General features: G+C 74.9%; 6 protein-coding genes. All 6 read right to left on the reverse strand.

Annotated elements, in window-relative coordinates; genetic code table 11:
* Positions 1–7: 7 nt before the first annotated feature.
* On the reverse strand, positions 8–3556 hold the full coding sequence (locus OG598_RS13710) for an amino acid adenylation domain-containing protein (RefSeq protein ID WP_328654791.1): 3549 nt from the start codon (positions 3554–3556) through the stop codon (positions 8–10).
* Positions 3553–5862, reverse strand: a complete 2310-nt coding sequence (locus tag OG598_RS13715; RefSeq protein WP_328654792.1) for a lantibiotic dehydratase — start codon at positions 5860–5862, stop codon at positions 3553–3555. The genes OG598_RS13710 and OG598_RS13715 overlap by 4 nt, the downstream gene beginning before the upstream one ends.
* Positions 5859–8957 (reverse strand): thioesterase domain-containing protein, encoded by a 3099-nt coding sequence (locus OG598_RS13720; RefSeq protein WP_328654793.1) that lies wholly within the window; start codon positions 8955–8957, stop codon positions 5859–5861. The genes OG598_RS13715 and OG598_RS13720 overlap by 4 nt, the downstream gene beginning before the upstream one ends.
* Positions 8954–12478, reverse strand: coding sequence for a beta-ketoacyl synthase N-terminal-like domain-containing protein (locus tag OG598_RS13725; RefSeq protein WP_328654794.1), 3525 nt, complete (start codon positions 12476–12478; stop codon positions 8954–8956). The genes OG598_RS13720 and OG598_RS13725 overlap by 4 nt, the downstream gene beginning before the upstream one ends.
* A 428-nt stretch (positions 12479–12906) precedes the next feature.
* Positions 12907–13473: a DUF2267 domain-containing protein gene (locus OG598_RS13730; protein ID WP_328654795.1), complete on the reverse strand. Its 567-nt coding sequence runs from the start codon at positions 13471–13473 to the stop codon at positions 12907–12909.
* A gap of 40 nt (positions 13474–13513) precedes the next feature.
* A complete protein-coding gene (locus OG598_RS13735) occupies positions 13514–13912 on the reverse strand; it encodes an NUDIX hydrolase (protein ID WP_328654796.1) in 399 nt (132 codons plus the stop codon).
* Positions 13913–13922: the final 10 nt, after the last annotated feature.

The raw sequence follows: 13922 nt of genomic DNA on the forward strand, positions 1-13922 counted from the left end.
TCCTTCGTCACGCGGTGCCGCCAGGGCGGCGCGGAGGGATACGGCGGGTACGGCCACGGCGGGCGGCGGCCCGCATCGCGGCCCGGGCCAGCTCCGGCCGGTCGGCGGCGCCGTCCAGGCTGGCGGCGAGGGCCCGGACGGTGGGGTGGCGGAACAGGTCGAGCATCCGGATCGAGCGGCCGGTGGCGGCGGTCAGCCGGGCGTGCACGGCGGCGAGCGCCAGCGAGTGGCCGCCGATGTCGAAGAAGTTGTCGGTGACGCCGACCCGGTCCCGCTCGAGGACCTCCCGCCAGATGCCGGCGATCAGCTCCTCGGTCTCGGTGAGCCCGTCCGGTCCGGCGGGCAGCAGACCGGGCGGCGGGCCGGCGGCCTCCGCACCGACGACCGTCATGGCGCCGAGCTGCGGCACCCGCACGGTGGGCCGGGGCAGGTCCCCGGCCACCGCACGGGCCGGCGCGTGCGGCGTGGCGGCCAGCGCGTCCACCAGATCCGCCAGGTCGGCGAGCAGGTCCTCGATCCGGGTGGCGTCGAACAGGTCGGGGTTGTAGACCACCTCGACCCCGGCCCGGCCGTCGCGCTCCACCACGTAAACGGTGATGTCGAACGGCGAGCCGGGCTTCGGCACGGCCACCGGCTCGGCGCTCAGCCCGCTCAGGTCCAGCCGGGGCGGGGCGAAGTTGAGCACGTTGAACAGCACCTGCACCAGCGGCGCCCGGGCGGTGTCCCGGCCGACGCCCAGTGCCTCGACGATGCGTTCCAGTGGCGCGCCGGGGTGCGCCGTGGCCTCGTGCAGCTCGCCGGCGCACCGGTCGACCAGCTCGGCGAAGCTCGCGCCGGCGGTCCGTACCCGGACCGGCACGGTGTCGATGAACAAGCCGACCACGTCGTCGAAGGCGGCCAGCCGCCGGTCGGCGACGATCGCCCCGAGCACGTGGTCGTCGCCGCCGGTGAGCCGGGCGATCAGCTCACCGAAGGCGGCGAGCAGCACCGCGGCGACCGTCGTGCCGCGCCGCGCGGCCAGTTCCCGCACGACGTGGTCGGCCGGCGCCGACAACCGGACGGACGCCTCCGCGCCCGCGTAGGTCTGCACCGCCGGCCGGGGCCGGTCGCGGGGCAGCTCCAGGACTGTCGGCGCGCCACTCAGGTGCCTGGCCCACCAGGCCAGATCGGCCTCGCCCCGACGCCGGTCCCGCGCGTCCCGCCACACCGCGTAGTCGGCGTAGCGGGCGCGCAGCTCCGGCAGCGCGGGCGGCTGGCCGGCCACCGCCCGGCCGTACCCGGTGGCCAAATCGTCGTAGCAGACGCGCTCGGACCAGCCGTCGAAGACCGCGTGGTGCCAGGTGACCGCCAGCACGTGCTCGTCCGGCCCGAGCCGGTAGACGGTCACCTGCCAGGGCGGCCCGGTGGCCAGGTCGAACGGGTGCGCGGCGCCGGCGGCGAGCATCCGGGCCAGCTCCGCCTCCCGGTCGGCGCTGTTGGTCAGGTCGACCACCGGCACCGCCACGTCGGTGGGCTCCGCGCAGACCGCGTACGGCACGCCGCCGGTCTGCGGGATGCGCCACCGCAGCACGTCGTGCCGGACGGCCACGGCCCGCAGCGCGGCGCCGAGCGCGGCCGTGTCCAGCGGCCCGCGCAACCGGTGCGCCACCGCGATGTTGTACGGCGCGCTGGACGGCGCGAGCTGGTCGACGAACCAGAGCCTGCGCTGCGGCGGGGAGAGCGTCGGCGGGTTGCCGGTGCTCAACTCGTCGCCGGCGCTCGGCGCGACGGCGACCTGCTCGACCAACCGGCCGAAGCCGCGCAGCGCGAACACCTCCCGGGTGTCCACCTGCCGGCCCAGCTCGGCGCGCAGGGCGGCCACCAGCCGCATCGCCGCGATGGAGTTGCCACCGGCGGCGAGGAAGTCGGTGTCCGGGCCCGGCGGCGTGCCCAGCAGGCGGGTCCAGATCCCGGCCACCGCCGCCGCGACCGGGTCGTCGGTCAGGTCGGCGGGCACCGCCGCGTCGGCGGGCGCGCCGCCCGGCTCGGCCGGTGGGGTGGTGAGGGCGGTGACGGCCAGCGCTCGCAACGCCGACCGGTCCAGCTTGCCGCTGGTCGGGCTCACCGGCAGCGCGGCGCGGCGCAGCACCCGGGCCGGCAGCATCGCGGCGGTCAGCCGACTGCCGGCGTACGCGCGCAGCCGCGCGTCGTCGGGCGCGTCCGTCGGGGTGAGGAACGCGACCAGCTCGGTGCCGGCCGGCCCGGCCACCGCCTCAACGGCCACCGAGGCGACGCCGGGCAGGTCGGCCAGCACCGCCTCGACCTCACCCAGCTCGATCCGCTGCCCTCGGATCTTGACCTGCCGGTCGGCCCGGCCGAGGTAGACGATCCGCCCGTCCGGGTCGTGGCGGACCAGGTCACCGGTGCGGTACAGGCGCTCACCGGGCAGGCCGGAGAACGGGTCCGGGACGAAACGCTCGGCGGTCAGCGCGGGCCGGCCCAGGTATCCGTCGGCCAGCCCGGGCCCGCCGATCAGCAGCTCACCGGTCTCCCCCACCGGCACCGGGTCCAGCGCGGCGTCCACCACGTACGCGCGGTGGTTGGGCAGCGGCCGGCCGATCGGCACCGGGTCGGTCTCGGTGGCGCTCAACGGGCCGCTGACCGCCAGCACCGTGGTCTCCGTCGGCCCGTACCCGTTGAGGAAGCGCCGGCCGGGCGCCCAGCGCGCGGCCAGCGCGGCCGGGACGGCCTCGCCACCGCACAGCACCGTGCGCCAGTCGGGCACCTCCTCCGGGTCGAGCATGGCCAGCACTGTGGGCGTGATGAAGCCCCAGTTCACCTCGTGCGCGACGATGAACCGGGCCAGGCGCACCGGGTCGGCGCGGTCCTCGGCGCCGAGCAGCTGCACCGTGCCGCCGAGCAGCAGCGGGACGAACAGGTCCATTGTCGCCGCGTCGAAGCCCAGCGAGGCGATGCCCAGGCTGCGCACGCCGGCGTCCGCGCCGCTGAGCGCGACCACGCCGCTGACGAACTCGACCACGTTGCGATGGGTGGTGAGCACACCCTTGGGTCGGCCGGTAGAGCCGGAGGTGAACAGCACGTACGCCGGATCGCCGGGGCGGGCCGGGCACGGGGCGAGGGGAGCCGGACCGGGCAGGCCGATCGCCTCGACGCCGGGCGCGGCGCCGAACTCGGCCTCCGCGGCGTCGCCCACCACCAGCGACAGGCCCGCGTCGGCGGCGATCCCGCGCAACCGCCGACGCGGGCCGCCCGGCTCCAGCGGCACGTAACAACCGCCGGCCAGCAGCACACCGAGCACGGTGGCCACCAAGTCGGGTCGGCGGGTGCCGCACACGCCCACCCGGGTCTGCCGACCGACCCCCCGGGCACGCAGCGTGGCGGCCACCCCGGCGGCCCGGGACAGCAGCTCGGCATAGCTGATCCGGGTGTCCCACTGGCGCACGGCCACCGCGTCCGGGGTGCGGGCGGCCTGCGCCACGACCAGCTCGGCGAGCGTCGCGTCCGGCCAGGGCAACGACTCGCCCCGCACGGCGCTGACGGACAGGATGTCGGTCACCCGTTCCCCCCGGGGTAGCTGCTCGGATCGGTGACCTGCAGGCGGAGCTCGTTGACGTACCCGCGGCCCTCCGCGTCGGTCACCCAGCTGTCGTCGGGCGTCGGCAGCAACTCGGTGACCACGATCGCGACGTCCGGCCCGGTACGGGCGGCGGCGTCGACCATCGCGCACAGCGACTGGGCGTGGAGCGGGCCGGTCAGGTCCACATAGCAGGGCTTGACCTCGGTGCCGAGCTTCACGAACACCCGCTCCGGCAGGCCGAGCCGGGCCCGCCACCGGCGCACCGCGAGGAACCGGCCGGCCTCCCCCTTCACCCCGGCCAGACCGCTGTCCCCCACAGTGGTCCGCCACGTCCGCCGGGCCACCACCAGGCGGTCGATGGTGATCCGGGGCGTGTGCGGCGCCGGGTCGAGCAACTTGAAGCTGTCCAACAGCAACGAACCGAGCAGGTTGGCGAAGACCTCCACCAGCGGCCAGCGGCTGCCGTCGGGCAGCACCGCCTCCAGCCGGTCACCCGCCGGCACCACCCGCACCTCGGTGGCGGGGACCAACCGGTCGATCTCACCGCCGCGGGCGGTGTCGATGCCGAGCTGCCGGTCGGCCGCGCTGTTCAGCCCGTACGTGGTGCGGGTGGTCACCCTCGGGAAGCCCTCGGGGTAGAGCACCCGGACCCGGGCCGGGCCGAGGTCGGCGTCCAGCCCGGCGCGCAGCGCCACCGGGTCCGGGTGGAACGGCACGAAGACCGCGCTGTCGAAGGGCACGTGAGCCGGGTGCAGCTCGCCCAGCACCAGCAGGAACTCACCACGGTTCAACGCGTCCAGGTCGACGGCGCTGATCTGCACGTCGGGGCTGTGGATCCGGCCGGACGGCCAACCCGGCGCGGTCGCCGGGAACACCCGGTGGGCCCGCTCGGTCAGCTCTGCGGCGCTGAGCCGCAGCTCCGACTGCCCCGGCGGCAGCGCGGCCAGGTCGAACAACTCCGCCCAGCGGGCGGTGAAGCCGGCTCCGGCGGCAGCCAGTGGCCCCTCCGGGGCGAGCAGCAGCCCTTGGGCCAGGGACCAGACGTCGGCCAGCCGCACCGGGCCGTCGGCGCGCAACTCCTCGTACAGCTCGCCGAGGAGTCGTTCGCAGGCGGCGCCGATCTCCGCGGTCAGCCACCGCGCGGCCTGGAGCAGCACGGCCAGCGGCGCGGCGAGGGCATCGAGCACCCCCGCACCGACGGTCACGCTGAGATCCCGGGCGGTCTCCTCGTACACCACCGTCCGGCCGACGTACATCTGACCGGCCTGCCGGGTGGCGGGCCGACCGGTGACCTCGGTGAACTCCGCGTTCAGCGCCTCCAACGCGGCGCCCAACCGGTCCGGGTCGCCAGCCGCCGCGGCGACGTCGTCGCGGCGGGCACAGAGCCGGTCGAAGCCGTCGATCACCTCGGCGCGCAGGTCGGCCGCGCCGATCGCGTCCAGCCGCTCCCGCAGCACCTGCTCGGCCCGGGGGCTGATCGGCAGACCGGCGTCCCAGGTCAGCAGGCCACGCTCGACCAGTCGGTCGAGCAGCAGGTACGCGTCGGCCGCGGAGCGCAGGCCGGCGTCGCCGTCGGCAAGGATCCCCTCGATCAGCCGCAGTGCCGGCGTACGCCCGTCGCACCCGGCCAGCAGCCGGGTCTCCAGCGTGGACATCTCCAGCGGGGGGTGCAGCGGCCGGTGCAGCTGCCGGCCCTCCACCGTCAGGTGCGGCGCCAGCGCTGGCGCCCACCAGCGACGCACGTCCAGGTCGTCGGCGAGCCGATCGGCGTACGCGATCAACGCCCACGCCTCGAAGCGCACCAGCCGGCCCGACAGCAGCCCCGGCCCCGGGCGCAGCCGGGTCGACTCCTCAGCGGGGTCGAGAACGCCCCAGCAGACCGGGCCGAAGAAGCCGATCGTCTCGGCCTTGCCGCAGTAGCGCTGCCAGTAGCGCAGCAGGCTCAGTTCGCGCCGGCGCCGCCAGTGGTTGCGCACCGACGGGTCGGTACGCAGCAACCCGTCCAGGGCTGTCAACATTGCCGGGTTCTGCCAGGTGACCGCCTCGCGCAGCAGCGGGTCGGCGGCGATCTCGCCGGCGGTCACCGAGGCCCCGGCCAGGGCCTCGGCGAACGTCTTGTCGAACAGGTCGGCGGTGTCCCCGCCGGCCAGCAGCGCGTCCGCGGCGGCGGCGGCCTCCGGGGCGGCGAAGGCGGCCAGGCCGTCGGCCGGGAAGCCGGCGGTACGCAGCACCACGTCGCGCCAGACCGACCAGCCCGTCGTGCCGAGGGGCAACAAGTGCTTCATCGAATCAGCTCCGGCTTGTCGGTGTCCACGATGTGCAGTCGTAGTTCGCTGAAGTAGCGCCGGCCCGCCGCGTCGGGCACCCAGGCGTCCTGCGGGGTGGGCAGCATCTCGCTGACCACCAGCGTCGTGGCGTCGCCGCCGTCCCGGCCGGCCGCCCGCACCATGGCGCAGAACATCGTGGCGAAGGCGGGACTGCTCAGGTCGACGAAGCAGGGCTTGGTCTCGGTGCCGAGCTTGACGTACACCTGCTCCGGCAGGCCCAACCGGCGCCGCCAGTCCCGCACGGCCAGGAAGCGGGCCCGCTCCGCGGTCACCGCGCCCAGGCCGCACGCGCCGACAGTGGTCCGCCAGGTCTGCCGGGCCACCACCAGCCGGTCGAGGGTGATCCGCGGGGTGTACGGCGCGGCGGCGACCAGTTTGAAGCCGTCGACCGCGTGCGTGCTGAGCAGCCCGGCGCAGACCTCGGTCAACGACCAACGCTGTCCGTCGGCGGCGGCGACCACCAGCCGACCCGCCTCGTCGTGCACGGTCAGCGCCACGGTGGGCAGCACCCGGTCCGGGTCGGCGTTGGGCGCCGGCGCGAAGGCCAACTGCCGGTCGGTCGGGCCGATCAGCGCCTCCGCGACCCGGCTCGTGCGCCGCGGCCAGTCGGTGGGGAAGAGCAGCCGGACCCGGTGCGGACCGAGATCGGCGGCCAGCGCGTCGCGCAGCCGCTCCACGTCCGGGTGCGACGGGGTGAACACCTGACAGTCGAACGACGGCCAGGCGGCGTGCAGCTCGCCGAGCACCACTGTGTAGTCGCCCCGGGCCAGCGCCGCCGCGTCGGCCGCGCAGATCTGCAGGTCCGGGCTGTGCAGCCGGGCGTTGGACCAGTCCGTGCGCACGGCCGGGAAGGCCTCGTCGACCCGGGCGGCCAGGTTCGCCACGTCGAGACGCACCTCGGTGGTGCCGGGAGGCTGCTGATCCAGCTCGAACAACTCCGCCCAGCGGGCGGCGAACTGAGCGGCGACCGCGTCCACCGGGCGCTCCCCGGTGCCCCAGAACAGCCCCTGGACCAGGAACCACAGGTCGGACAGGGCGACCGGGCCGTCGCCGGCCTCGGCGCGCAGCTCCTCGTACAGCTCCCGGAACACCGCCCCGTACGCGTCCTCGAGCGCGACGGCCAGCCAGCGGGCGGCCCGCAGCAGCACGGCCAGCGGCGCGGCGACGGAGTCCAGCAGCGGCGCTCCGAAGACCACGTCCAGGTCCCGGCTGGTGTCCTCGTAGCAGAGGGTCCGGCCGGCGTACATCTGTCCGGCCCGGCGTTGTGCGGCCTGCCCGGTCAGGTCGGTGAACGTCGCGTCGAGCGCGTCGAGCGCCACCCGCAGTCGGTCCGGGTCTCCGGCCGCCGCGACCACCGCGTCCCGGGCGGCGCAGAGCCGGTCGAAGCCGGCCTGGGCGGCGGCCCGGGCCGCGGCGTCGCCGACGGCGGCGATCCGCTGCCGCAGCACCTCCTCGGCGGCCGGACTGACCGGCAGTTCGGCGTCCCAGGTGACCAGCTCACGCTGCACCAGCCGGTCCAGCAGCGCGTACCCGTCCTCCGGTCGGCGCAGCCCGATGCTCGGGTCGGTCACCACGTCGCGCGCGGTGCGGTGGCCGTCGGCGGCGGTGAGCAGGGCCGCCTCCACCGGGGACAGCGGGACGGGGGGCCGGCCCGGTCGACGCACCTCCCGGCCGACGAGGCACAGGTGCGGGGCGAGCCGGGGCGCCCACCAACGGCGCACCGCCGGGTCCTGACCGATCCGCTCGGCGTACGCGGTCAACGCCCAGGACTCGAACCACACCCAGCGGCTGCGGGTCAGCGCGGCGCCGGGGCGCACCCGCGCCGCCACCGGCAGCTCGGGGTCGATGGTGACCCAGCAGCTCGGCCCGAAGAAGCCGACCGTCTCGTTCTTGCCGCAGTACCGCTGCCAGTACTTGAGCAGGGCGCGTTCCCGTTCCCGGCGTCGCACGTTGCGGGCGGCATCGGGGCCGCCCCGGGCCAGCCCGTCGAGGGCGACCAGCGCACTCCGATTCTGCCAGGTGACCGCCTCGCGCAGCAGCGGGTCGGCGGCCAGCTCGCTCAGCCCCCGGCCGGTGGCGGTGATCGCCGCGGCGAACTCCTTGTCGAACAGGTCGGCACCGGTGCCGCTGGCGAGCAGTTCGTCGGCCGCGGCGGCGGCCTGCGGGGCGGCGAACATGGTCAAGCCCTCGGCGGGGAAGCCAGTGCTGCGCAGGAGGGCGTCGCGCCACACCGACCAGCCGGTGTCGCCCAGCGGCACCCGGTGTCCGTCCGCCGCGGCGCGCGCCGGCCCGCCCGTCGTCGGGGAGCGAGCGGTCTCCCGGTCGAGCGCGGCGCGCAGGTCGGCGCGGATCGCCGCGGCCAGCCCGGGCAGCGCGTCGTGCAGGAAGAAGTGCCCGCCGTCCAGCTCGTGCAGGGTGAATCCGGCGCTGGTGTGCTCCCGCCAGGCGTCGCTCTGCTCCCGGCTGACCGCCCCGTCGTGGCGCCCGCTGAACACCACGATCGGCACCGGCAGCGGCTCCTCGGCTCCGTACCGGTAGCCGTCCACCCGCTCGAAGTCGGCGCGCAGCAGCGGCAGCAGCAGCTCGACCAGCTCGGGGTGCCCCAGCACCTCGCCGGGCAACCCGCCGCTGACCCGCAGCCGGCGCAGCAGCTCCTCATCGTCCACCTGCGACAGCCCGTCGAAGACGCTGGGCGCGTTGATGTGCGGAGCGCGGGCGCCACCCACGTAGAGCCGCAGCGGCAGCGGACACCCACGTCGACGCAGCTCGCGGATCACCTCGAAGCCGAGCCGGCCGCCCATCGAGTGGCCGTAGATCGCGTACGGACCGTCGGCCCGCTCGGCGATGGCGGTGGCCACGTCGGCCACCCGGAAGCGGGGGGCCTCACTGATCCGGTTCTCCCGGCCGGGTAGCTGCACGGGCAGCACCTCGACGTCCGGGGCGAAACTGCCCGGGAAGTGGCGGAACGCGCTGGCGCCGGCGCCGGCGTAGGGCAGGCAGAACAGTTGCACCGGCGCCGGATCGCGGCTACCAGCGGAGAGGAACCAGGTCACCGCTCGCCTTTCTGAGGGGGGTCGATCCAGTACCGCCGCCGCTGGAAGGGGTAGGTGGGCAGCGAGGTGCGTCGGATGGCGTCGGCCGGGTGCAGGGCCGTCCAGTCCAGGTGTTGGCCGGCCACCCAACTGGCGGCCAGCTCGCGGAGCGCGCCCGCCGGGCCGGCGACCCGGGCGTCGGTGCTCAGCAGCTCGTCCAGCGCGGTGACCGCGCTGGCCGCGTCGGTGGCGACCACGGCGGCCCGGCAGCCGAACTCGCGCCGACCCAGCGCCAGCGTCGCGGCGACCTCGGCGAGGGCGGGCGCGGAGCCGGCCAGGTGCCGCCGCAGCCGGGTCAACGCCGCCCGAAGGGCCACCGGGGTACGCGCCGAGACCGGCAGCACCTGCGCCCCGGTCGGCCCCGCGCCGGGCGGTTCCGCCGGGGGCGGCTGTTCCACCACGACGTGCGCGTTGGTGCCGCCCAGCCCGAACGAGCTGACCCCGGCGACCCGACGCGGCGCGTTCGGCCACTCCCGTACCTTCGTCGGCACGTAGAACGGGCCGTTGGCCAGGTCGATCTCCGGGTGCGGCCGGGTGAAGTGCAGGTTCGGCGGGATGACGCCGTGCTGCACGGCGAGCACCGCCTTGATCAGACCGGCGATGCCGGCCGCGGCGTCGAGGTGGCCGATGTTGGTCTTCACGGAGCCGAGCGCGCAGGTCTCGGCGGGCGCGGTGCCCTCGTACACCTCGTGCAGCGCGGCCACCTCGATCGCGTCGCCGAGCGGGGTGCCGCTGCCGTGCGCCTCGATGAAGCGGACCTCGCCCGGGGTGACCTCGGCGGCGGCGAGCGCGCCGGCCACCGCGGCGGCCTGCCCGGCCGGGCCGGGGACGGCGAAGCCGGCCCGGTCGGCGCCGTCGTTGGTGACCGCCCAGCCGGGCAGGATCGCGAGGACGCGGTCACCGTCGGCCTGCGCGTCGGCGAGGCGGCGCAGCGCCACCACTCCGGCTCCGGAACCGAAGCCCGCGCCCTGGGCGGCCTCGTCGAAGGCCCTGCAGCGGCCGTCCGGTGAGGCCAGACCACCCGGGATGTGCCGGTGTCGGGGCCACATCACGCTCACTCCGCCGGCCAGGGCGATGTCGCACTGGTAGTCGGCGAGGCTCTGCGCGGCGAGACACACGGCGACCAGCGAGCTGGAGCAGGCGCTCTGCACCGCCACCGCCGGCCCGGTCAGCCCCAGCCGGTACGCGACCTGCCCGGGAAGGTGGTCGGCGAGCTGCCGACCGACCAGCCGGGCCTCCCAGTCGTCCGGGTCGACGTCGCCGACCACTGCCGGGTTGTCCATGAGGTGGAACAGGAAGTAGCGGTTGACGGAGGTGGCGGCGTACACGCCGACCGGGCCGGGGAACCGGGCCGGGTCGTGACCGGCATCTTCCAGCGCCTCCCACGCGGTCTCCAGGAACAGTCGGTGCTGCGGGTCGGTGCGGGCGGCTTCCTGGTCGCCGAAGGCGAAGAACTCGGCGTCGAAGTCGGCGACCCCGTCGAGCCGGCCGGTGGCCTTGACGTGCCGGGGGTCGGCGCGAAGTCCGGGGCCGACCCCCAGCGCCGCCAACTCCTCGTCACTGTGGTCGTGGATGGCGTCCACGCCGGCGCACAGGTTCCACCAGAACGTGGCCATGTCCGCCGCGCCGGGGAATCGGCCGGCCAGACCGATCACGGCGATCTCGTCGCCGGTGTACTCGCGTACGCCGACGGTTGCGGCGGACGGGCCAGCGGGCATCGGGGGCACGGCGGCCAAGGCCACGACGGCCGGTGCGGGTCCGACGGCCGGTGCCGGCGCGACGGCCGGTACCGGTGGGTCGACCAGCCGAGCCTGGGCGGCGACCGTCGGATGCTCGAAGAGCCGGAGCAGCGGCAGCCGGACACCGAACCGTTCGGCCAGCTGCTGCTGCACCTGACCGAGCAGCAGGGACTGCCCGCCGATGTCGAAGAAGCTGTCGGAGCGCCCGACGGCCTCCCGCCCGAGCACGGCGCACCAGATGTCGTGCACGATCCGCTCGGTCGGGGTAGCCGGCTGGTCCCCCACCGACCCGGCCCGGGCAGGGTCGGGAAGGGCCCGCTCGTCGACCTTCCCGCTGACGGTAAGCGGGAACTCGGCGACCGGCACGACGGCGCGCGGCAACGCGTACTCGGGCAGGTGCCGGGCCAGGGTGGCCCGGAGCACGGCCGGGTCCACCGGCGGCCCGGCCGACCGGACGTAGGCCAGCACATCACCGTCGCGGGCGATGGCGCGCACCTCCGCGACGCCCGGCGCAGCGGCGAGCACCGCCTCGATCTCGGTCAGCTCGACCCGGAACCCCCGCACCTTGACCTGCCGGTCGAGCCGGCCGAGGCAGCGCAGATCGCCGGTGGGCAGCAGCTCACCCAGGTCACCGGTGCGGTACGTCCGCACGCCGTCGGGGTCACGGCCGAAGGTGTCGCTGGCCTGACCGAGGTAGCCCGGCGCGAGGTGTTGACTGCGGACCACGATCTCGCCGTCCGGTGCCAGTCGCAGCGCGTACCCGGGTAGGGCCGTCCCGATCGGCAGCGGGCCCGTGGCTGCCGGGTCGACGTCGGCAAGCGGCAGCGCGTATCGGGCCGCGAAGGTCATCTCGGTGGCCCCGTAGCCGTTGACCAGGACGCAGCCCGGGGCGAAGCGACCTCGGGACCGGGCGGCGTCGGCGTAGGTGGCCTGCTCACCGCCGAGCAGCACCACCCGGACCCGGTCGAGCCGTTCGACGCCCGGGGTGTCCAGCAGGTACCGGTAGACGGTCGGGGTGGAGTGGTAGACGGTGACATCGTGGCGGGCCAGGTGCTCGACGGCGTACGCCAGGCCGTGTCGTCGCAGGTCGACCGGGACGACGGCGGCACCGGTGAGCAGCGCTGGGTACAGGTCGGGGATGGACGCGTCGAAGCTGAACGAGGCGAGCAGGCTGAGCCGGTCGCCCGGCCGCAGGTCGAGGGTGGCGATCTGGTTGTCCACCACGTGCGTGAGGTTGCGGTGGCTCTGCCCGACGGCCTTGGGGCGCCCGGTGGACCCGGAGGTGAACAGCACGTATGCGAGCGCGTCCGGGTCCACCTGCACCGGGCGCAGCGGCGCGGGTCGCACGTCGATGGCCGGGACGATCCGCAGGCCCGGCCGGTCGGCGGCGAGCCGTCGGGCCAACTCGGTGTGCTCGCCCCCGCAGAGCAGGGCGGTGGCGTCTGCGCCGTCGAGCAGTTGGCGCAGCCGCTGCTCGGGCAAGCCGGGGTCCAGCGGCACGTAGGTGGCGCCGGTGGCGAGCGTGCCGAGGATGGCGGCGATGGTGGCGGCCCCGTGTGCGGTCAGCAGGGCTAACCGGTCGCCGGGCTGGACGCCCGCTGCGGTCAGCAGGTCGACGTGCCCGCCGGCGAGGCCGGCGAGGGTGGCGTAGTCGAGCGGGCCGGTGTCGCCGAGCACGGCAGGTTGGTCGGAACGGGTGGCGGCGACGTCGACGAAGCGGTGGACCAGTGCCGAGGTCTTCATCTCAGAACGCGCGCGGGCGTCCACAACGGACAAACGCACAGCGATAGATGACAGTGATCATGATCCCCCCCAGGACTTCACAATGGAAGGAGCATAGGGTTCGATGGCCGTCGAGAAAGATCATCGATTAGAGTCGGACCAAAGGGTCGACTCGAGGCTCGGACGAGGGACGCCGAACTTCGTCCGATCATCCCTCTGGCGCGGCGGCGAATTTTCACCTAACGCGAATAGATCCGGCGGATTTTTCGGCGTGGCAATCCTTGCGCGGTGGATTTCACGACAGCCACGGTGAGGTCAGGTAATCGACAGCCGGCTCGTCTTGCCGACGGACACGCGATCTGGCGGTATCCCGCTTTCCGGTTGCCGCGATGTCGGCGATGTGGAGTAGATCTAGCCGCAGCGGCCGGTACGACGGAGTACGGGCCGGCTCAGGGCAGGTACGGGTCGGGCGAAGCGGGAGGATCGGACGCGGCACCGCCGCCTCCGCCGTCGCGCGGCAGTCGCGCCACCATCTCCCGGAACTCCCGTACCGTCATCGCCGTCCGCAACGTGGCGAAGACGGCGCCGGTCCCGGCCCGGGCGGTGGCCGGGTCGACCCCGGCACGCTGTTCCACCCGACGAAGGAACTCCGTTGGGCCGGCCTCCATCGGGGTCGCGCCGGCATCGCCGACCTCCAGGCCCACCCCGCTGGTCAACCCGTCGGCCCCAGCATCCGGGCCAAGGGCCGTCCCGGCCGGGTCCGGGGCTGGAAGGGCCGTCCCGGCCGCATCCGAGGCAGGGCCGGAGGCCCCGGCCGCATCCGGGGCGGGGCCGCTCAGGTAGCCGTCGACCTCGTTCGGAAGGTGCCCGACGAGGTCGCCCGGCGCGTCGCCGGTCACCCGCTCGGCCAACGTCTGGAGCACGGCGCGGGCGAGCACGGCGGCCTCCTCGGCCGGCAGGCCGGACCGTTGGGACACCGCGTCGATGAAGTACGGGAACCCGTCGCCGTCGGTCACGCTCGGCCGGTTACCCCTGGCCGGCCGCGACAAACTGCTGCTAGGCCAGCAGACCCTCGGCCAGCAGGTGGTCGAAGATGACCTGGTCGACAGGCGAGGTGCGGTGCCGGTCGGCGTACCCGAGCCAGGCCATCTCGGCGATCTCGCTGGCCGGCCGCAGGTGGCCCTGGTAGCCGGCCCGGTAGCAGGTCATCCGCACGGTGATGCCGGTCGAGTGGCCGTGCGCCTGGGCGGTGAAGGTGCCCAGGTGCACGGCACCGGGCACGTCGACCTCGACGCTCAACTCCTCGTCGATCTCCCGACGCAGGGTCTCCAGGTCGGTTTCGCCCGGCTCGCGCTTTCCGCCCGGCAGGTACCAGACGTCCTTGCCCACCGACCGGGTGCTCAGCACCCGACCGTCCTCGACGAGGATCCAGGCCACCTTGTCGATCTCGCGCACGATGCTCCCT

This window comes from Micromonospora sp. NBC_00330, from assembly GCF_036136635.1.
Taxonomy (GTDB): Bacteria; Actinomycetota; Actinomycetes; order Mycobacteriales; family Micromonosporaceae; genus Micromonospora; species Micromonospora salmantinae.

Excerpts from the sequence above, each read along its gene's own strand:
- OG598_RS13715 (WP_328654792.1), bottom strand. The coding sequence starts at position 5,862 with ATGAAGCACTTGTTGCCCCTCGGCACGACGGGCTGGTCGGTCTGGCGC.
- OG598_RS13725 (WP_328654794.1), bottom strand. The coding sequence starts at position 12,478 with ATGAAGACCTCGGCACTGGTCCACCGCTTCGTCGACGTCGCCGCCACC.